The sequence below is a fragment of the Saprospiraceae bacterium genome (assembly GCA_016709995.1).
Classification (GTDB): Bacteria; Bacteroidota; Bacteroidia; order Chitinophagales; family Saprospiraceae; genus JADJLQ01.
Genome location: JADJLQ010000001.1, coordinates 3126082 through 3147079 on the forward strand (window position 1 = coordinate 3126082; position 20998 = coordinate 3147079).

Annotated in this window: 21 protein-coding genes; 10 read left to right on the plus strand and 11 right to left on the minus strand. The window is 41.2% G+C overall.

What is annotated here, in order from left to right; all coding sequences use genetic code 11:
- Positions 1-134: 134 nt before the first annotated feature.
- Together IPJ09_13310 and IPJ09_13315 are read left to right on the plus strand one after the other, a co-directional pair.
- The gene (locus tag IPJ09_13310) at positions 135-1529 is read left to right on the plus strand and encodes a Gfo/Idh/MocA family oxidoreductase (GenBank protein MBK7372389.1); all 1395 of its coding nucleotides are present in this window, start codon (positions 135-137) and stop codon (positions 1527-1529) included.
- A 19-nt stretch (positions 1530-1548) separates the two neighbouring features.
- Positions 1549-2082, plus strand: coding sequence for a hypothetical protein (locus tag IPJ09_13315; protein ID MBK7372390.1), 534 nt, complete (start codon positions 1549-1551; stop codon positions 2080-2082).
- A 42-nt stretch (positions 2083-2124) separates the two neighbouring features.
- Here the strand turns inward: IPJ09_13315 and IPJ09_13320 are convergent, their stop codons facing one another.
- A complete protein-coding gene (locus tag IPJ09_13320; GenBank protein MBK7372391.1) occupies positions 2125-2553 on the minus strand; it encodes a hypothetical protein in 429 nt (142 codons plus the stop codon).
- Between the two features lie 93 nt (positions 2554-2646).
- Between IPJ09_13320 and metF the strand changes: the two genes are divergently transcribed.
- From metF to IPJ09_13335, 3 genes are all read left to right on the plus strand, one after another.
- Entirely contained in the window at positions 2647-3603 is a 957-nt protein-coding gene (gene metF, locus IPJ09_13325) for a methylenetetrahydrofolate reductase [NAD(P)H] (GenBank protein ID MBK7372392.1), read from the plus strand.
- Between the two features lie 246 nt (positions 3604-3849).
- Entirely contained in the window at positions 3850-4161 is a 312-nt protein-coding gene (locus IPJ09_13330) for an isoamylase early set domain-containing protein (GenBank protein MBK7372393.1), read from the plus strand.
- A gap of 215 nt (positions 4162-4376) precedes the next feature.
- Positions 4377-5252: a sugar phosphate isomerase/epimerase gene (locus IPJ09_13335; protein MBK7372394.1), complete on the plus strand. Its 876-nt coding sequence runs from the start codon at positions 4377-4379 to the stop codon at positions 5250-5252.
- A gap of 276 nt (positions 5253-5528) precedes the next feature.
- Here IPJ09_13335 and IPJ09_13340 read toward each other — a convergent pair whose 3' ends face one another.
- From IPJ09_13340 to IPJ09_13350, 3 genes are all read right to left on the minus strand, one after another.
- Positions 5529-7691: a sodium-translocating pyrophosphatase gene (locus tag IPJ09_13340; GenBank protein MBK7372395.1), complete on the minus strand. Its 2163-nt coding sequence runs from the start codon at positions 7689-7691 to the stop codon at positions 5529-5531.
- 72 nt (positions 7692-7763) lie between these two features.
- A complete protein-coding gene (locus IPJ09_13345; protein ID MBK7372396.1) occupies positions 7764-8336 on the minus strand; it encodes a nitroreductase in 573 nt (190 codons plus the stop codon).
- A 60-nt stretch (positions 8337-8396) separates the two neighbouring features.
- On the minus strand, positions 8397-8915 hold the full coding sequence (locus IPJ09_13350; GenBank protein MBK7372397.1) for a hypothetical protein: 519 nt from the start codon (positions 8913-8915) through the stop codon (positions 8397-8399).
- 48 nt (positions 8916-8963) lie between these two features.
- Between IPJ09_13350 and IPJ09_13355 the strand changes: the two genes are divergently transcribed.
- A complete protein-coding gene (locus tag IPJ09_13355) occupies positions 8964-10064 on the plus strand; it encodes an amidohydrolase family protein (protein ID MBK7372398.1) in 1101 nt (366 codons plus the stop codon).
- A gap of 48 nt (positions 10065-10112) precedes the next feature.
- On the opposite strand, the gene IPJ09_13360 is transcribed toward IPJ09_13355, so the two are convergent.
- Together IPJ09_13360 and pdxH are read right to left on the minus strand one after the other, a co-directional pair.
- Positions 10113-10679 (minus strand): hypothetical protein, encoded by a 567-nt coding sequence (locus IPJ09_13360; GenBank protein ID MBK7372399.1) that lies wholly within the window; start codon positions 10677-10679, stop codon positions 10113-10115.
- Between the two features lie 29 nt (positions 10680-10708).
- Positions 10709-11359 carry a pyridoxamine 5'-phosphate oxidase gene (gene pdxH, locus IPJ09_13365; GenBank protein ID MBK7372400.1) on the minus strand — a complete coding sequence of 217 codons (651 nt, stop codon included), beginning with the start codon at positions 11357-11359 and terminating at the stop codon, positions 10709-10711.
- Between the two features lie 132 nt (positions 11360-11491).
- Between pdxH and IPJ09_13370 the strand changes: the two genes are divergently transcribed.
- Positions 11492-12202 carry a VIT1/CCC1 transporter family protein gene (locus IPJ09_13370; GenBank protein MBK7372401.1) on the plus strand — a complete coding sequence of 237 codons (711 nt, stop codon included), beginning with the start codon at positions 11492-11494 and terminating at the stop codon, positions 12200-12202.
- A 1-nt stretch (position 12203) separates the two neighbouring features.
- Here the strand turns inward: IPJ09_13370 and IPJ09_13375 are convergent, their stop codons facing one another.
- Both IPJ09_13375 and IPJ09_13380 read right to left on the minus strand, forming a co-directional pair.
- Complete coding sequence (locus IPJ09_13375) at positions 12204-12788, minus strand: GDYXXLXY domain-containing protein (protein ID MBK7372402.1); 585 nt, start codon at positions 12786-12788, stop codon at positions 12204-12206.
- A complete protein-coding gene (locus IPJ09_13380; protein MBK7372403.1) occupies positions 12785-14053 on the minus strand; it encodes a DUF2157 domain-containing protein in 1269 nt (422 codons plus the stop codon). Before IPJ09_13380 ends, IPJ09_13375 begins: the two co-directional genes overlap by 4 nt.
- A 164-nt stretch (positions 14054-14217) precedes the next feature.
- On the opposite strand from IPJ09_13380, the gene IPJ09_13385 reads away from it, so the two are divergent.
- Positions 14218-16158 carry an alpha-amylase gene (locus IPJ09_13385; protein MBK7372404.1) on the plus strand — a complete coding sequence of 647 codons (1941 nt, stop codon included), beginning with the start codon at positions 14218-14220 and terminating at the stop codon, positions 16156-16158.
- Here the strand turns inward: IPJ09_13385 and IPJ09_13390 are convergent, their stop codons facing one another.
- From IPJ09_13390 to IPJ09_13400, 3 genes are read right to left on the minus strand one after another with little or no spacing between them, the layout of a single operon-like run.
- Positions 16159-17136 carry an NAD-dependent epimerase/dehydratase family protein gene (locus IPJ09_13390; GenBank protein MBK7372405.1) on the minus strand — a complete coding sequence of 326 codons (978 nt, stop codon included), beginning with the start codon at positions 17134-17136 and terminating at the stop codon, positions 16159-16161. It lies immediately after the preceding gene.
- Positions 17136-18257: an anhydro-N-acetylmuramic acid kinase gene (locus IPJ09_13395; protein MBK7372406.1), complete on the minus strand. Its 1122-nt coding sequence runs from the start codon at positions 18255-18257 to the stop codon at positions 17136-17138. Before IPJ09_13395 ends, IPJ09_13390 begins: the two co-directional genes overlap by 1 nt.
- 1 nt (position 18258) lies before the next feature.
- Entirely contained in the window at positions 18259-18645 is a 387-nt protein-coding gene (locus IPJ09_13400; GenBank protein MBK7372407.1) for a cytochrome c, read from the minus strand.
- 294 nt (positions 18646-18939) lie between these two features.
- On the opposite strand from IPJ09_13400, the gene IPJ09_13405 reads away from it, so the two are divergent.
- Together IPJ09_13405 and IPJ09_13410 are read left to right on the plus strand one after the other, a co-directional pair.
- Positions 18940-19560 carry a TetR/AcrR family transcriptional regulator gene (locus tag IPJ09_13405; protein ID MBK7372408.1) on the plus strand — a complete coding sequence of 207 codons (621 nt, stop codon included), beginning with the start codon at positions 18940-18942 and terminating at the stop codon, positions 19558-19560.
- Positions 19557-20948, plus strand: coding sequence for a TolC family protein (locus IPJ09_13410; GenBank protein MBK7372409.1), 1392 nt, complete (start codon positions 19557-19559; stop codon positions 20946-20948). The genes IPJ09_13405 and IPJ09_13410 overlap by 4 nt, the downstream gene beginning before the upstream one ends.
- Positions 20949-20998: the final 50 nt, after the last annotated feature.

The following is a 20998-nucleotide window of genomic DNA, read 5'->3' on the forward strand; positions in this document are numbered from 1 at the left end:
GGGTAGGTATTAATGAAATATCATTGAGTTTCTTTGGAAAATCCTCAGAAGATAAAAAAAATAAAAAGAGGATCTCTCTGACCAATCAAAAAAAACTATATATTCAGGACATATTTGTATAAAAACAGCTATTTATGAAAAAATCTCGGCGCAATTTTATCAAAAATCTGGGAGCAGGATCGATGTTGGTGTCTGGATCCTTATGGAATAAAGCCTTTGCAGAAGAATACATGCATCAGCACATACTGCCGTTTGAGTTACGCTATTCTGCTTCGGACACTATTCGATTGGGAGTGATCGGTTGTGGCATTCAAGGCAATTCAGATCTTGAGGCTGCTTTGAAAGTTCCTGGAGTTGAAATGGCCGGTGCCTGTGATTTATATACAGGTAGGCTCACGCGCATGAAAGAAGTATACGGAGCTGATCTGTATACTACCCGGGATTATCGCGAGCTGCTCAACCGATCTGATATTGATGCCGTCATCATAGCGACCTGCGATCTGTGGCATAGCACGATCACCATCGATGCGCTCAAAGCCGGCAAAAATGTCTATTGTGAAAAACCTATGGTCCATAAGTTTGAGCAAGGACAGAAAGTAATCGCCGCCCAAAAGCTCTATGGAAAAGTCCTGCAGGTAGGTAGTCAGGGGATCAGCGGAGTAGATTATGCCAAAGCCAAAGAAATATACCAATCCGGTACTATCGGTCAGCTCAATTGTATCGAAGCCGTCAATGACAGGCAAAACGCCATTGGCGCCTGGGAATACAGTATCCCTACTGATCAATCTCCTGAAACGGTTGACTGGGATCGATATGTTGGTATCATGAATAAAAAGCCGGCTTACGATCCAAAGAAATTATTTTGGTGGCGCAATTATCGTGATTTTGGCACAGGAGTATCCGGTGATCTTTATGTGCACCTGGTCACCGGCATTCATTATGTTACAGGCTCTTTGGGTCCAGCCAGGATCATGTCCTCAGGCCAATTATGTTATTGGAAAGACGGTCGCGATGTACCGGATGTGATGACTACCCTGCTGGATTACCCAGCCACAGAGACTCATCCAGCTTTCCAGGTGACATTGAGGGTTAATTTTATCAGCGGAGCTGGCGGTGCAGGCAGTACAAAATTTATAGGCAGCGAAGGCGTGATGACCAAGACCGGCAATGGTGTTAAGATCAGTCATAGTCTGATGTCCAAGGCACCTGGTATCGGCGGATATGATTCCTTATTTACCTTTCCTCAAGGTTTGCAGGATAAAATGATGGCAGAATATAATGCTAAATGGTCAGAGGAAGATAAAAAACGACCTACCCGGGAAGGCATGGAATTTGTAGCTCCTGAGGGACATAATGCTCATGTCAATCATTTTAATAACTTTTTTGAAACCATCCGCAACAACCGACCTAATATCGAAGATGCTACTTTTGGATTCCGCGCTGCTGCGCCCTGTCTTGCCGCAAACGAAAGTTATTTTAAAAACAAAATCATAAAATGGGATGCGAAGCAAATGAAAGTCATCAAATAATACGTTATTGGGTCAATACATGATATCATTGATCCTGCGAAACCGGCTACTTGGGCTTTTTTTAATAACAATATCCAGTTTTGCATGTACCAAAAACCAGGATGAGATCCTGTTTAAATTTGAATATGACCAATTTATAGTCGTACCCGGAGGACTCAATACCCTGGAGACTTATTCGTTTGTGTTAAGGGAACTGCCTACCAATTACAAAGCTTTATTAAACACTTTTCAGGTCGATACCGCTGCGATCACTGCCATCAAACCCGGTGCCATCAGGTTGTCTGATGAATTCAATCAATTTGATTTCAGCAGAATTGAAAAAATCTCCCTCTTGATGAGTAAGGTTGGATTTCAAAACGAAGTCGAAATAGGATATCTTGAAGAAGTACCGTATTCATCGGCCAACATTCTTCAACTATTTCCCACTCTGGTAGATACCCGTAACATCACCTCTCAGGAAAAATTTAATGTCAAATTGAAAATCAAGCTAAGAAGTTTTTTGACAAATACCACCAATATGAGACTTAGGTTTACCTTAAACGCTATAGGGTAAACCTAAATCTGTTTAGTAAAAATATCTCTTTTGAGTAAATAATCAGTTGGTAGCTGTCCCTCTGCCTAACCACCAGGCCACCACAGCTCCGGTCACAGCACCCATCACTGCAGACATCAGGATGTCGGCAACTGCCCCTGTCATATTCATCAAATTGGTCATTCCATAGTTGAGAAAATCATAGGAAATACCTATTAATAAACCAATAAGAGCGCCTGCTTTTGCTCCGGTGGCAAGCGTCTTGATATTGGCCCATTGATCAAAAATATAAGCCAACAACAAGGCATAGCCTACATTTCCCAAAAAAACAAATATAAAATCACTTGCTTGAGGATCAGTCTTCATGACCCCGGTTGCAGAGCCCGCATTGGAGGCCATAAAATCCATTAGCAACACTCCGTAGAGAAGCCATCCTAAAAGAAAGGCGACGATACCACCAATTAAGGCGGCAATAATTACTTTACTATTCATATTAATACATTTAAAGGTTTAAGGCCCTGAAGTTAATAAAAAATACCAAATACTGAAGCTCTATATTTGCACCTTATTTTTTTGAAACTAAAAATGAAAGTAACGGATTACTTTGCTCGCGCCAATGGCGATACTTTGATATCATTTGAAATCCTACCACCCCTCAAAGGTGGGAGCATAGACTCTATATTTAATATCCTGGATCCATTGATGGAGTTCAGACCACCCTTTGTAGATGTGACTTATCATCGTGAGGATTTTGTGTATCGCAATAACCATGCTGGTCAGCCTGAAAAAATATCCATGAGGAAAAGACCAGGTACGGTAGTGATCTCACAGGCTATACAAAACCGATATGGTGTAGATACGGTGCCTCATCTGCTTTGTGGAGGATTTACCAAGGAAGAAACTGAAGATGCATTGATCGATATGGCTTATGCCAAAATCAATAATGTTTTAGCTCTGAGGGGCGATGCTAGAAAATTTGAAGAAAATTTTGTTTCAGAACCAGGAGGACATCATTATGCAATAGACCTTATCCGGCAGATCAAAGAAATGAACAATGGTAATTATCTGGATAAAGACATTGTCGAGGGTGCCAAATCCAACTTTTGTATAGGTATCGCAGGTTATCCTGAAAAACATTTTGAAGCTCCTACTCTTGAAACGGATATTCAATATCTCAAAGAAAAAATAAATGCTGGTGGAGAATACATCGTCACTCAAATGTTTTTTGACAATCAGAAGTATTTTGAGTTTGTGGCATTGTGCAGGGCAAATGATATTCAAGTACCCATCGTGCCGGGATTAAAACCATTGACCCGTAAAAGTCAGCTCACTTCGCTTCCGGCCTCATTTTTTATTCACTTGCCAGAGGACCTGGTAAAAGCCATCACTAAAGCAAAATCTTCTGAAGCTGTCAAACAAGTAGGGATAGAATGGGGCATCGCTCAGTGCAAGGAATTAAAAGCTGCCAAAGTGCCTTCCTTGCATTTTTACACGATGGGAGATAGTGATACCACCCGCAAAATCGCTGAATCGGTTTTTTAGATTTTTTTCCTGGACCAGATTCTTCTTGTAATATTTTAACGTTTTCGGCTTGTATTTGGAAATAACTAGGATGGCATAGATTAATTAATTCTTTGTCAATCGGTTATAGTACTCCATTCATTTTATAACGAAGACAAAAGAGGAAGATTTATTCATACATACTTTATGATTCGTTAACATGTCATTTACCAATCTTTATTGTGATTGCATGTATTTTTGTGGCTGAAATCAAATTAATATTTTCCTATGGCTATTTCTAAAAAGTATTTAAAATCTAACGAAGTCTGTAAAGTCACCTTTAAACTTGAATCTGAGAAGGTTCTTAAAGCTAAAAAAGTTGAATTGTTAGGCTCTTTTAATAATTGGAAACCTTCAAAAGAGACTTCGATGAAGAAATTGAAAGATGGTTCTTTTACAAAGACTGTTGATCTTCCTACTGCTTCTGAATATCAGTTCAGATACAATATAGATGGCAAACTTTGGGAAAACGAATCTAATGCTGATCGACTTGAATACAATGGTTATGGTGCTGAACAAAACAGCGTCATCGTGATATAATATTTTTAGGGACACCATATGTGAACAGCCTTTTTCAACACAATCTATAAGGGACATTTAAGGTTTTTTTATTCATATTCATTTTGGCCTTGTGAGGACACTCGCAAGGCTTTTTTTGTATAAAAATATCTGTTCAATTGCACCTTTTAGCAATCGATTGCGGTGATTGCCGGAATTCGTATATCTTAGTCTTTCATTTTTAAATCAATACTCAAATGAATAGGCGCAACTTCGTAAAAAATGGCATCACACTCGCAGCAACAGCTCCATTTATCGGCAATCTTGAGCTAGAGTCAGCCAGGAAAAAAAATATCGGCATCCAGATATATACAATCCGTGATTTTATGCAGAAGGATGCTACTGGATCTCTCCAAGCCATCGCTGCAGCAGGATATAAAAATATTGAGCTGGCAGGATACAATGAAGGCAAATTTTATGGCCTCAGCCCTAAAGAGGTCAAAACACTGGCAGACAGTGAAGGCATGAAGATACCCAGCAGTCACGTAGCAGGTGATCTCGTCATGTATTTTAAAAACAAGATGCTTCCGGCGGATTATCTTAAGGCCATGGATGATGCTGTGTACATGGGTCAGAAGTTTTTTGTGTGGCCATTTTTGCAGCCTGCTTTCAGAAACGACAAAGACAATGCCATGCGGATAGCTGAGCTATTTAATAAAGCTGGAGCTGAATCCAAAAATCGAGGGCTTCAATTTGGCTATCACAATCATAATTTTGAGTTTGATCCCATCGGTGACACTAATATGATGAGCATCTTCATGAACAATACCGATCCCAACCTGGTCAAATTTGAATTAGATCTGTATTGGGTGGTTTTTGCCAATGTAGACCCGATTGCCTTCATCAAGCAGCACCCTGGACGATTTGCACTGTATCATGTCAAGGATATGGCTAAGTCTGACAAAAGAGAAAGTATAGAGATCGGTGATGGTAGTATCGACTTCAACAAAATATTTAAAGAGACTAAAAAAATTGGTGCTGATTATTTTCTCGTTGAACAAGAGGCTTATCGTACCGGGTCTATGGCTGCGATGAAGACTGATTATCAGAGAATCAAAAAATTGAAGTTTTGATTTAGCATAAATACCACTTTTTGGAATCTATTAAGTCTGCTTAAAAAAAATTACTTCGATCAATATCAATTTTCTCTGACGGAAGGGTCATTCATTCGTCTAAGATTAATACCATTCAAGGCCTTGCTTTCTTAGGCAGATTTTCAATGCCTTTATTCATCCCTGAAGGACTTGGGTGTACATGAATATACTATGTCGACAGATTATCATAAAATAAAAAAAGGGGTCGATTTTCACCAACCCCCAATTATTGTAAGAATGAATATTTTGTAAATACTACAAGAATGGGGCAATTACCAAAGCAATCACCGAGATCAATTTCAATAAGATATTTAAGGAAGGACCTGAAGTATCTTTAAATGGATCGCCGACCGTATCACCGACTACAGCGGCCTTGTGTGGATCAGACCCTTTATAATAAGTCTTACCCTGAATTTCGACTCCACCCTCAAATAGCTTTTTTGCATTGTCCCAGGCTCCTCCGGCATTAGATTGAAAAATAGCCATAAGCACTCCTGTCACTGTTACTCCGGCCAGTAATCCACCCAACATTTCTTTGCCAAACACAAACCCAATAAATATAGGAGACGCTACTGCAAGCAGACCCGGAAGCATCATTTGTCTGACAGCTGCCTTAGTGGATATCTCTACACATTTGGCATACTCCGCTTTACCATTGGCCTCTTCAAAAACATGTTTGTCTGCAGCTGACCAATCATCATGCTCCACTCCATCATTTTTCTTCATTACAGCAAGTGCTGCTTTAAGTGCAGGTATTTCACTAAACTGTCTGCGTACCTCCTGTATCATTTCCATTGCAGCTTTACCTACCGCATTCATGGCCATGGATGAAAATAAAAATGGAAGCATGGCTCCTAATAACAAACCGGACATTACCATAGGTTTAGAAATATCGATACTATTCATCTTGGCACTGCTCATAAAAGCTGCGAACAAAGCCAGGGCAGTCAAAGCTGCAGAAGCGATGGCGAATCCTTTTCCGATAGCGGCTGTAGTGTTGCCTACCGCATCAAGGGTGTCTGTACGTTGACGCACCTCTTTAGGGAGTTCTGCCATTTCTGCTATACCCCCTGCATTGTCAGCCACAGGCCCGTAGGCATCTACTGCCAATTGGATACCTGTATTTGAAAGCATCCCGACAGCGGCGATCGCTATACCATATAACCCAGCAAAATGATAGGATCCCATGATAGCTGCAGCTAATATGATGGTAGGAATAGCAGTGGATTGCATCCCTACACCCAAACCAGCAATAATATTGGTGGCAGTACCCGTCATACTTTGATTGACGATAGATCGTACCGGTTTGCCTCCGGTACCAGTATAATATTCAGTAACATAACCAATAGCAACTCCTGAAACTAATCCAATACAAACGGCCCAGAATACGCCCCAATTGGTATAATGCAAACCTTGAAATTCCCAGGCGCTTGGCAACATCCATTGCGTAATAACCAGGGTGAGGCCTAACATGATCACACTCGACAGGTTCACCCCTAAGTTTAAAGCTTTTTGAGGATCACCACCTTCTTTGGTTTTGACGAAGAAAGTACCGAGGATTGAAGTCAATATACCCACACCGGACAATACTAATGGCAATAATACTGCATTCAAGCCATTAAATTCATTGCTACTTTCGTAACCAGCGATACCAATATAGGTAGCTCCAAGTACCATTGTACCGATGATAGATCCCACGTAAGATTCAAACAAGTCTGCTCCCATACCAGCCACATCACCTACATTATCTCCTACGTTATCAGCGATAGTCGCCGGATTTAATGGGTGATCCTCCGGGATGCCTGCTTCTACTTTACCTACCAAGTCAGCTCCCACATCAGCAGCTTTAGTATAAATACCTCCGCCTACTCTGGCAAACAAGGCTATAGAAGAAGCACCAAATGAAAATCCTGTAATGACAGTGATCACTTTATTGATGTCCCATCCCATATTATTGTATATCAGAAAGAGTGAACCAAGCCCCAACACGCCTAATCCGACAACACCCATCCCCATGACGGATCCACCTGAAAAAGCCACTTCTAAAGCTTTATTCAGGCTCGTTCGAGCTGCTGCTGTAGTCCTTACATTGGATTTAGTGGCAACTTTCATACCTATATAACCAGCTAATACTGAACAAAATGCACCAATGACAAACGACAGGCCAGCGATCCAGGACGACCCCGTATTGCCAGAACCCCCTAACGCCATCAAGATGGCTACCGCAAGTACAAACCATACTAAGATTTTGTATTCAGCTTTTAAGAAAGCCATAGCCCCTTCTGAGATAGCTTTGGCTATAATTTGCATTTTTTCTGTGCCGGCATCTTGTTTTTCTACCCAATTGCTTTTAAAATAAGTGAATAACAATCCCACGATTCCAAGCAAGGGGATAATATACATAATTGTTTGTGCCATAATAAGTTAATTCTAAACTATTAAAAATTTGAAAGTGCGAAAATAGAATGATTTACCGTGATCACAAAATGATCATTTCATAAATCTCAATTTATCGGCTAATGGACTTCTCAATCCTGGAATCTGAAGTGAGGGATCGATATGCCCCATATAAAACAATCCAAGACATTTCTCCCCATCTGCCAGGTCCAAATAGGAGCCCATCCTATTAATAAATCCCGGAGAGGCCCAATAAGATCCTATATCATAAGCAGTGCAAGTGAGCCACATATTTTGTACTGCACAAGCCACTGCGGCTATTTCTTCCCATTCCGGCAAGGATTGTGCAGGATCACGCTGCATGCAGATGGCGATGGTGCAAGCAGATTGGAGCGGCTTTCCAGAGATTTCATTTTGTTTTACCTCTGAAAACAGATCAGGATTAGTATGTTGCTTGTAATCATCGGCTATAAAGTCTGCAAGATTTTGCCTGGACTTAAGGGAGTGAAATATTTTAAATCGCCAGGGCTCAGTGCGTTTGTGGGTGGGAGCCCAGTGCGCATTCTCCAGTATTTCGGTGATTAGCTCTGCTGATATTTCTTTATCAAGATAGGATTTTGGGAAAATAGCTCTTCGTTGTCTGATGAGTGTGGAGATGCTGTGCATATTTTTAGAAAAAATGATTTAAAGGAATGCAAAGGTATTCCATTATGCTGAAAGCAGCGTCTAAGCCAGTTTTTTCAGTATTTTTTTTGCTCTTGATTTAAATGCCGGAGTTTGGTGGATGATTTGGTCTTCAATTATTATTTTGAGCTCTGACCCGATCTCCGGATAAAGGTCTAGCAGATCCCCTAAAACCGATAGAGCAAATGCCTTCACAGCGACTTTTTGATGAGTATCCATCAACCAATCAAAGCAAAGTTCCATAGCTTTACCATGCAGCCGGCTTGGAATTAAAGCGTAATCTAATATTCTGGCAATACTTCGATAGACAGCGTCATGTTTATTGGGGGTGCGCGCATAATAGATTAATTTAGCCAGATAGGGCGAAAGCCTTTGAGGATAATATTCTCCAATAGCCGACAAAGGGTATCCTGCTCGTTGACTGATGACCTTCTCTTCACTCATAAACAACTCAATCAACATCTTCAATTTTTTGTCATCCATTCCCACCCAACGGACGATACGCTCCATTTGAGCCCGACTGTGTTCTGCCAGTATCATTTTCTGTAGTTCAGAATGCATAAAGTTTAATCCCTATATTAGCAGCAAATTAAACAACAAATCTAGATAATGTTAAATACAAACTTTTCCATCTTTAGTTTGGTCTTGATGGTTTCGTTATGCCAGGCTCAATCCAATGCAGACAAAATCATGGATTTTGAAAAATATGATCCCCCATCTACTTTGGTCGTCCCCGAACATATGCTCACCAAAGCCAAGATGCCTTTTATAGATGTCCATAGCCACCACTTCAGAGGGGTAGACAAAGCATATCTCCAAAAATTGGGAAAAGAAATGACAGAAATGAATATGCAGATCATTGTCAATCTAAGTGGGGGCACAGGTGAAAATTTAAAAAATATGGTGGACAGTGCCAACCGATATCTGCCAGGCAGATTCGTAGTATTCGCCAATATCAATATCAGGAGTATCGATGATGCTGATTGGGCTGAAAACACAGTAAAGGCGCTGGAAAATGATGTAAAAAATGGTGCTAAAGGACTTAAGATCTATAAAAGCCAGGGCATGGATGACAAAGATAGTCAAGGCAAACGCATCAAAATAGATGATCCTCGTATAGCCCCGGTTTGGGATGCATGCGGTCGTCTGGGGATCCCGATCTTGATACACTCCGGTGATCCTGCTCCATTCTGGCAGCCTGCAGATGAGACCAATGAGAGATGGCTCGAGCTCAAAACCCGTGGAGGCCGTTCCAGAGTAGGTTTTGAAGCTAGTTGGGAACAAATCATGACGGAGCAAATGAACATAGTCAAAAAGCATAAAAACACGACTTTCATCGTAGCCCACATGGGCTGGTATCCCAATAATCTGGATAAACTCGCAGAACTGCTGGAGGATAAACCCAATATGTATGTTGAGATTGGGGCAGTGATTGCTGAACTAGGGCGTCAACCCCGACAAGCCAAAGCGTTTTTCACCAAATATCAGGATCGGATCTTATTTGGCAAGGATTCTTATGTGGTCAGTGAATTCCCTACTTATTTTAGAGTGCTTGAGACCGCAGATGAATATTTTCCTTATCACAAAAGATATCATGCCTTCTGGAGGATGTACGGATTGGATCTGTCTGATGAAGTGCTGCAAAAAGTGTACTATAAAAATGCTTTACGGTTGATACCAGGTCTTCAAAAAACCGGCTTTCCTAGGTAAAAAAGGGCTAGGTCATTAGACTAGATTAGGGATTAATGTCAGCATTTCTCAGGATATGGTCTTTCGCTGAATATATTTTTTAATCATCCAGGCAATAAACAACAACACACTAAACAGCATAATGCTTATGCCCAGGATCCATTTGATCATACCCAATACGGATGCCATCAGGACCGTACTGCTATGCAGATCAGGATATTGACGAATTAATCTGAGGATATGGATATTTTCGCCAAAGTCAAATAACATGGTGATCAATGGTACAAGATTGATCCATTGGTATTTAGTCCCTTTTGGAAAAAACTGTCTGAGAAAAAAACCAAATAGCAGGATATTAAATAAGGTATAGATGATAGGATAAGCAATGTCGATGACACTGTCGACGAAGAAATAGGTTTTTCTGCCTTCTTCACCAAATGCCTCCAGCACTTGCTTTGCTTCCTGAGTATGATAGCCAAAGGCCAGGTCAAGTACTTTGACGGTACCTCCCGGATCGATGCGCTCGGAGCAATACGGCAATATAACTGCATTGAATAATAGATAGATTACAAACAGGACAAGTACAGCCCTACCTGTCGAAATTGAGTAAAAAAAGTCAGAAATTTTTTTAAACATTGTAGTTAATTGGGGTATTAAGTCTGTGATTAAGGTGCCAGTCGCTCCATGATCCATTTTTTGCGATGCAGTCTATAAGAGATCCTATCATGCAGGCGATCCTGGCGACCCTGCCAAAACTCAAAATAAGTGGGCACTAACATATACCCGCCCCAAAAAGGAGGTAAGGGTAGCGTTTTGCTATTTTTAAAATATGACTCCATGCCTGCTTTGACCTGCTCCAAAAATGCCCGATTCGGGATGACTTTGCTTTGTTCAGAAGACCAGGCACCCAATTGTGATGGAAGTGGTCTTGACTGGAAATATTTGGCAGAAATATCCCTACTTACCTTTTTTACCTTCCCCTCAATCCTGATCTGCCGTTCTGTCGAGGCCCAATAAAACAATAAAGAAGCATAAGGGTTTTCCTTGAGATCCGTCCCCTTTTTACTTTGGTAGTTGGTAAAAAACATAAACCCATCCTTCAGATCAAATCCTTTGAGCAGGACTGTCCGTGCTGAAGGTCTGCCAGTTTTGGAAGCAGTGGCCAAAGTCATGGCGGTAGGCTCCACCACATCTGATTTGAGGTGCAGATTAAACCATTTTTTAAATTGTACAAATGGATCTTCAGAAACATCTTTTTCCAGAAGGGCACCTTTTTCATACGAGTTCCTTAGATGCGAAATTTTTTTAATTGCCATATATCTATTGCTTATGATCGTATCCTTATGAAGTAAAATATTTTTGTAAAGAATAACATTCTGCAAATATAGTCGATTAAAAGATTGACCGTGCCTTGCTTAAGTCATATCCAATTGTAATATCTTTACTCAATGGATACTCATCTACATCATGACTTTCATGTCGAATCACATCTCAAAAGCTCTCAGGCATTGTCTGATGTAGTAATCGGGATGAGTGATGGTTTGACTGTTCCATTTGCACTGGCAGCGGGGCTTAGTGGAGCGGTAGACACCAGTAGTATCATCCTGATAGCTGGTATAGCAGAGATTGCGGCTGGCTCTATCGCTATGGGGCTGGGTGGCTACCTGGCGGGCAAAACAGAACAAGAACACTACCAAAGTGAACGTAAAAGAGAATATTATGAGATCGAACATCTGCGTCAAAGGGAAATAGAAGAGACTAAAGAGTTTTTTGCTCACCTGGGACTGAGCGAAGAGTTACAAAACAGGGCAACCGAAGAAATATCTCAAAATCCGGATCGATGGGTAGATTTTATGATGAAATATGAGCTCGATCTTGAAGCACCAGACCCAAGAAGAGCTACCAAAAGTGCGTTGAATATAGGACTCGCTTATATCGCCGGGGGCATCATTCCACTCAGCCCTTATTTTTTTATAGACGATTCTATTACAGCTTTAAAATATTCTGTAGTAGCCACCTTGATCTGTTTGTTTGTATTTGGTTATGTCAAGAGCAAGATCACCGGTGTCAATCCGTGGCTTGGAGCTTTAAAAGTCATGTCTATTGGAGCTTTGGCAGCCGCTGCAGCCTTTGGAATCGCAAAATTATTCGAAGGGTAAACTATTGAGCTTGAGTCAATCGGGTATCGCCAAGCCATATACCTTCTAAGATCGCACGGCCATCTTCTGTCACATAGATGCCTGCCAGGACCTTTTGAGTAGTATCCCGCAGAGCTTTATTATATCTGTCGGTGATATCATCAGACAATTTTTCATTAAAATAAAATCTCGAGATAGGATATTCGATAGTTCCGGTGAACGAGCTATGACTTGCATCATCTTTGCGATAAGGATAGACGGAGGATATCTTACATCGGAGATGTACCGGCATCTCGGGACTTTGATCGATCTGCTGTATAGAGTAATAAGAACACACATCATCTGTATAACAAGAGTAGTTGACCCAGATCTCTTGTCCCTGCATGTATTGAAGGCTATCATCGAACTCAAAAACAGCCGGGTCTGGATTGACTGTTAGATAGGCTCCCCTAAATGGATCGATGGGGTCGACTTGCCTGCAAGGTATTTTGGCATAGATGCCTTTGCTGATTACTTGTTCAGATCTTGAGATCCAACCGGATAGGATATACCATTGGAATATGCTGCCAAGGACAAATAATATCAGGGGCCAGTTTTTTACATTCATGACTTCTTTTTTCTTATCAATGAAAAGTTTAACAAGAAACACAACAGACCAAGTGCAATAAAAATGATCCCGCGCCAGACGAAGGAAATATCAGACTCAAAAAATCGGCAGATAACCCAGATAGCCAATAAGATGACGCCTAAGTTGAGTGTCGCTAATCGTTCGGTTAATATCCCTCTGTACATCATATAACCCGCTCCAGAGAGCAATAAAAGATTGGCAATTATGCGTCCGCCGGACCCAAGCCATTCTGCAGATGCTATCAGTAAAACCAATAAGATGCTGATGCCTGGTATGAGATGGCTTTTGATATCTTTTCTAAGACTCCATTTATAAACTAAGACAGCAATCAATAATACTGCAAATACAGCCGGTATGATCCAATGAGTAGTGGCTGCGCAACTACGCCACCGTGTAATCTCCGTTCCTAACCAAAAAAACTTAAATGACATCATAAAACCCATGATAGTCAGCCCAACAAATGAAATCACCTTATATCCATGGCTCAAGGTCAATGAACCGTTAAATAAAGTCTCACTGATCGAATCATAGATCATGATTAAAATGACCAGGTGGATCAAAGTCAATTTATTGCATACCAGAGGATTGAGTGTGAAAAGAAACTGTATCAATACCAAAGGAACTAACCAGTGGTGCCAGGTCCAGGCATAGGGTGTTTGTTTTTTTATCAACCTCCAGGCATAAGGGACCGCTGCGACTAAAATAATCCCAAGAGTCAGACCCAAATGATATGAACCGTCCGTCCACCGGCTATCACTCAAATACCAGGCTATGCCAATCCATATGGCACAAGAAGTCACAGACGAATCAAACACATAGATCAGCGGCAAACTAAGTAAGATCCACCATTTCAAATACACTGATAGAGCATAGTCCAATTGGTAGATCTGGGTGATCAAAGCCAATGCAATACCCACTCCAAACAGAATGGCCAATGAAGAAACCTCCTTCCATGTAATACTCGTACTCTTTTTAGTTAAAGTGAAGAGTCCGCTGGTTTGTGCTCCGGCCAATGGCAGTATGGCAAATAAAAGTTTTATTGACTTTGGCATCTGATCCCAGTTATAAGCTACAATCAATAAGAGGCCCAGACCTACCATAGTCACACCGATGATGGAGACCAACCTGATGAGATGATTTTTTTGGTCAGCTTTACGGGTAGCTTGATAATAGTCAGTAATCCTGGTAGCAGCTTCCTGGTCAATCACTTGCGCTTGGACGAGCTCCTCAAGATCTATCTTCATACCACAAGATATATTAGAATCTTGTTTTTTTCATTGTTTGATTTGGTTGAAATAAAATGGGGTCTGACAAACTGGGAATTAATATTAATTTTGAGCTCCTTTCTTAGATAATGTGTGATCAGTAAGCTTAGCTTTTCATTTTCAGATTTTGATTTTTTTAATAAATGATTGAGCCAGGCGCCGCAGAGTTGACAGACCCAAATACTACCTTGTATCGAGGCGATAATACTATTGTAGATATTGAATACGTGTGGGCTTCCCACCAGATAGAGATCAGGCAGATTTATGATACTTTGTATAATGATCATCCATACCAAACAGCGTGTTGGCATCTGTTGTATCAAAGTATATCTAAGGCATTTTCTTCCAGAGCGGCTGCATTGAATAAAAAGGACAAACTCAAAGCCCAATCCAAGGGATGGCACCTTTCTAATAACCTAGCAGGGATAAGCCTTTACGTAGATCGTTTTAACAAGGATATTAAAGGTATATGCAGCAAGCTGGACTACCTACAGCACCTTGGCATCAATGTGTTGCACCTGATGCCAATATTCCAGAGTCCGCCTGCTGAAAGTGATGGAGGTTATGCTGTATCTGATTTTAGAAAAGTTGATCCCCGGTTTGGAACATCTGCAGACCTGGAGTTATTAATTGAGGAGATGAATAAAAGAGGTATGTACCTCATGTTGGATATAGTGCTTAATCATACTTCTCACCATCACGAGTGGGCTCTAAAGGCCAAAAAGGGCGAATCGAAGTATCAGGAATATTATTACATGTATGAGGATAGAACGATTCCCGATAAGATGGATCAGACGATGCCGGAAATTTTTCCGGAGAGTTCTCCCGGCAGTTTTACCTATATAAAAGAGTGCAATCAATGGGTGATGACTGTATTTCACAGTTATCAATGGGACCTTAATTTTAAAAATCCCAGGGTATTGGTAGAAATGCTTGATCATATACTATACTATGCCAACCTTGGAGTAGATATACTACGTATAGACGCGCCGGCATTTATCTGGAAAGAAATCGGCACCAACTGTCAAAATCTGCCTCAGGCACATGAGATACTCCGACTGATAAAGCACTGTGTACAGATCGCCACTCCGGGCATGACCTTGCTGGGAGAAGCTATTGTAGCGCCTAAGGAAATCATGAAGTATTTTGGAGAGGGTGCTTATTCGGCCCGGGAATGTGATTTTGCCTACAATGCGACTTTGATGGCTTTGCAGTGGGATGCTTTGGCGACGGGCAAAACGCAGATCATGCGCAATGCCCAGTTGCAATTGTCCTCCAAACCCCTGGGTGCTTCCTGGATTTCTTATACCCGATGTCACGATGATATTGGACTCGGTTTTTCAGATGAGGACATCAGCAAGTCAGGTTTTGATCCATATCTGCATCGAAAGTTCTTACAAGAGTATTATGCTGGGTCATATGCGGATTCACCTGCAGCAGGAGCCTTGTTTTCTGTCAATCCCCGTACCAATGATGCTCGCATAAGTGGTACACTCGCTTCCCTCTGTGGCCTGGAGAAAGCATTTGATGCCAATGACACCATAGCCATTCAAAGGTCTATAGACAAAATCCTGCTGATGCAAGCCCATAGCTTTTTTATAGGCGGTCTGCCCATGTTGTTTTACGGAGACGAGGTAGGTTATACTAATGATTATGGTTATCTCGCTGATCTGTCAAAGTCTTACGATAACCGATGGATGCATAGACCAGTGATTGATTGGTTAAAAAATGATCGAATCCATAAGATCGGTACCATCGAATCCAATCTCTATTATGGTACAAGACATTTATTATCCATCAGGCAAAAATTTACCTCTTTTGCTGACCTCAATAATATAATCTGGCTACCAAACGAAAATATTCATTTATCTGCCTTCTTAAGGTATGAGCAAGATCAAAAAATCTTTTGTTTGTTCAATTTTAGTGCACATGCCTTGTATCTGAGCTGGTATATTTTTAAAGAACATGCAGAAGAAGGCGAAGTCTTATTTGATCATTGGGGAGGAGAGGCGATGGTGATTGGGCCTGACCAGGAATGGTTCAAAATAAGTGCATACGGTATGATGATCGCCGAAGTGAAGTAATCAATACTTTGATTGAATGACCCAGTCAATGGTTTCATCTAACTCATGATACTGAATCCCCAGGAGCTTATCGGATTTTGAATGGTCAAAGAAATGCGGAGTATATAAAGAATTAATGATGCCGGAGCTTAACCATCCTTTATTTCCAGGCCATCTACTAAACAAGGTATAGAAGCCACCCATCACGGAGGCTACCCTTTTGGAAAGTGCATACCTCGGCGACTTTTTCCCAAAAGCTTTTGCTATCTTATTCATCACCTCCCTATAAGATACATTGTGTCCATTGATGATGATCTGCTCGTTCACCAGGCATTTTTCCAAATACAAATGAACTGACTCAGCCACATCACGTACATCCACCCAACCAGTACTCCCGGAAGGGTAGAAGGCAATACTTTTTTTCATTTTTTCAAACAGCTGCATGGAGTGATGTGTTGAATCCCATCTACCCAACACCACTGATGGGTTTAAGATGCCTACTTCCAGACCTTCGGCAGATCCCCGCCAAACTTCCATCTCAGCAGCATGTTTGGAGAGTGCATACACCGAGTGGTTTATTTTGGGATTCCACGGTATGGTCTCCTTATAATGATGATCGTCTATAGAATGACTTAAGGTGGATATAGAGCTGATGTAAATAAATTTTTTGACTGAAGCGGCCAGGGCGGCATTAACCAGATGGATGGTCCCGTCCACATTGGTCTGCAAAATATGTTTTTTGATAGAGGGGTCAAATGAAACTATAGCTGCTGCATGAACGATGACATCCTGACCCAGGCAGATCTCTGTCAAAAGATCAAAGTCTGAGATATCTCCATAGACCACTCGTACACCCGGATCGATCGTTTGTAATTCCCTGGCTTTAATATTTTCTTTTCTTGCCAATACGGTGATTTGATGTCCGGCACTCAGTAGTCTCCTGACGATGTAGTAGCCGACGAAACCGGTGCCTCCGGTGACAAATATGTTGAGACTCATTAGGGATAAGTCTGAGGATGATTGGAGTACATGGCCCCATTGACAGTATCTATCGGGGCGCCGGTCACAGAGGCATAAAGGTTGGGCATACCCAGTATTCTCCAGAGCCCTGCCAAGGCAATAAAACTCACCTCTTTATATTCTATGAGCTGTTTAGAAGGCAGCACAAACTCTAGATCTGCACAATGATATTTCATCCTGGAGATCAAATATTGATTCAAAGCGCCACCTCCGGTCACATAAATACTGCGAGACTTTGGAGGCTGACGAGCTTTTAATAGAGAGCATGCTTTGGAGAGTTCTATTGCCACGAATTCTACGCCGGTGCACAATTTATTTTCTATAGAATCCTCAAACTCGATAGCAGGAATCACCTGATGAGTCTGCGACCAGGTATTATCCAAAGATTTAGGATAGGGCAGTGCATGATATTCATCCGATTGCAATAAAGTCAATAAACTCTGATTGACTTGACCCCTGGATGCCATTTCACCATTGTGGTCATACGCCTTTCCAACCAAAGCAGCCAGACCATTAAAGATCTGATTGCAAGTACAGATATCGAAAGCAATGATTTCTTTTTCAATATGGGTAGTGATATTGGCGATGCCTCCAAGATTCAAGTAATACGTATACCCCGGGAATAGAAACTGATCGCCTAATGGAGCAAGCGGCGCACCTTGTCCCCCAAATGCCACATCTACACTGCGCAATTGAGTGACAGTATCTATACCTGTCTTACTCAATATGGCAGCTCCGTCACCGATTTGAGTAGTAGTCTTTAGATCCGGAAAATGGAAAATGGTATGTCCATGTGATGCAATCAAATCTATTTTTTGGGAAGGAGCAATCTCTTTGACAAAAGTATTGATCAAATCCCCGTAATAATGTCCCAGAGAGGTATCTGCTATTACCAATTCTCTGGCCGATCCAGTAGGAAGATTTTTTAGTCGCTGAGACCAGGATCCATCATATGGTACGGTCACTGCATCGACTATGCTCCAATCTAAAAGTAACTTCGGATCATGTCTGTCTACCTCAAATCTTAGCAAGGCAATATCTGCACCATCCAGAGAAGACCCTGACAGTAAACCTATGACATGATAGGTTTCACCAGCCATGTTATTTTTTTAAGGACAAGGTATATTCAGCAACCGCTTTGATCTCCGCTTCAGTCAAAATCTCTTTGAATGGAGTCATAAGTCCTTTGCCATTAGTCACTTGCGTGATGCGCTCTTCCAGTGAAATGGTCGAGATGGACAGATCCTTAGATCCGTTGAGTCCCAGCTTGCCATCCGCTCCATGACATAGGATACAATAGGTTTCAAAGGTTTTTTTGCCTTCCAGATTGATTGGAGCCTCAGCAGACGCGACTGCATCATTAGCTGCAGGAGCTGCTGGTGCTGTTGCAGCAGCTTTATCGGACGAATCATCACCTTTTTTACCCTCACAGGAAGTAAATGAAAGTCCAAGTATTAAAAGAGTGGCAAGAAAAGCTAATTTTTTCATTAAAATGTATTTTTGGATGCAAATGTATACCAATCAATCTAATATGCAGTAGAAATCCGGCAATAAAATCAATAGAATTAATCTCGGTATTTCTTACTCAATCGATTGGAAATGCATCAGCGCTGGATGATCTGCCATAGATTTCAACAAGTTAATGCCAATACCTATAATTCCAGCCTGTTTCTATTGATATTTATCCGGATAAAATCCACCTTCGTCGAATCTTTGGAAACTTTTTAAACTTCAATAGTTTCCAACGGAATAAAAGTTTACTTTTGCCCCCGCGATTTTTTTATGAACCTGTCTTCAGAGATTATATTAAGGGCCAAAAGCCTCTTCATACGATGTGGGATAAAGTCCGTCACTATGGACGATCTGGCCAAAGGCATGGGTATTTCTAAAAAGACCTTGTACGAGCAGATTCCAAGCAAAGCTATGCTAATAGAACAGATGACTTTACTCCATATCAAGGAGGAAAAAAAAGCCATTAGCCAGATCAAAGCTCAGTCTGAAAATGCAGTCGAAGAAATGATCCTGATTGCGCGATATGTAATACAAATGCTCAAATTAGTCTCTCCCAATATTGTTTTTGAGATGAAAAAATACTATTGGGATACCTGGAAAAAGCTGGAAAAACTTAATAACGAACACATCCTCAGTGTCATTCAACAAAATCTAAAGAGTGGTATCGAACAAGGTTATTATCGCACCGACTTACCCATCGATGTGATAGCGAGGCACTATGTCACCCTGAGTAGTTCTATTGTAGATCAGGACCTGTTTCCTTCCAATATATTTACGATAGAAAAAATATTCAAAGAAACTATACTCTACCATCTTAAGGGGATAACCACTCCTGAAGGTTGGGAGCTTTGCCTCAAACACTTCAACAAACTCGACAATACGACCATATGAAACTATACAAAACAGTGTCTTCATTCAGCTGCTTTCTATTGGCTTTAGCGAGCTCATGGACTCATGCACAATCTGCGTTTTCCCTGGAAGAATCCGTACAATATGCTTTAAAAAATAGCAGCCAAATCAAACTCAATCAACTCAATCTAGTCGATGCTGATGCTCAACTCATAGAGTACAAATCCATAGGATATCCTAAAGTCAGTGGCTCAGTAGATTATTCTCACTATTTCGCGATACCATCTACCGTCATTCCGGACTTCTTAAGCCCGGTAGTAGATGATAGATTGGTCAACTATAACCTGATCACCCAAAATCAAAAAGACCCTCCAGGATCAGGCGGATTTCCTGCAAAGTTTGGACAAGCTAATTCCTTTTCATTTGGTGCCGGACTGAATACTATATTATATGATCCTGCTTTTCTACTTGGACTAAAAGCGACGAAACTATATAAAGAACTGATCACAAGGCAAAATTCTGTTACGGACATCACCATCCGGGAGACAGTCACCAAAGCCTATCTCGGTGCACTTATCGCGCTCAAAGGCAAGTCTATCTTAGATGAAAACATCCGTACGCTGACCAGGATCACAGGAGATACCAGGGCTGTCTATGATCAGGGATTCATAGAACAAATCGATGTAGATAGATTAGACCTTTCCCTGAGCACCTTGCAGACACAATCTGATAATATGGGACAAATGCAGGAGGTGACCTATAATGTATTGAAAATGCAAATGGGCTATCCACTTCAAAACACCATACAGCTCACTGAGAACATCGACGATCTCATCTTAAAGCTACAGGTAGAAAATGTTAACCTCGCTGATGCCTTCAAAGCAGATCAAAGGCCTGAGTATCGGAGCATACAGATGGCACAGGAACTTAATGATATCAAGTTGAAAAGCATCAAATTGGGTGCTTATCCAAATCTATCGGGATTCGCCAATGCTTCATATGGTACGCAGACCAATAATTTGTTTAGTAAAAAATCATTTTGGTTTCCAACGGCCATCGCTGGTTTTAAACTGAATGTCCCCATATTTGATGGTTTTGCCCGAAAAGCACAGTATCAGAGGGCCACCATCGAAAAGGACAAGCTCAATCTGCAAATGACTGAATTTGAAAGAGCCATGACCCTGGAAGTCAGCAATGCCAGAATCCAGTTTGCCAACGCAAAAAAAACAGTCGAAAGCAACAAAAACAATATGGACCTGGCTAAAAAAATCTATGACCAGGCACAGGCAAAATTTAAAGGCGGTGTAGGATCCAGCTTGGAAATCAGTCAGGCTGAATCAGCATTATCCCAGGCACAGGGCAATTATGTCAATGCATTATACGCTCTGTTGGTCGCCAAAACTGACCTGGACAAAGCGCTTGGTAAATAAACTTGCTGAATAAACATAAACCTATTTTTTTATCTACGAAATCCATCAAC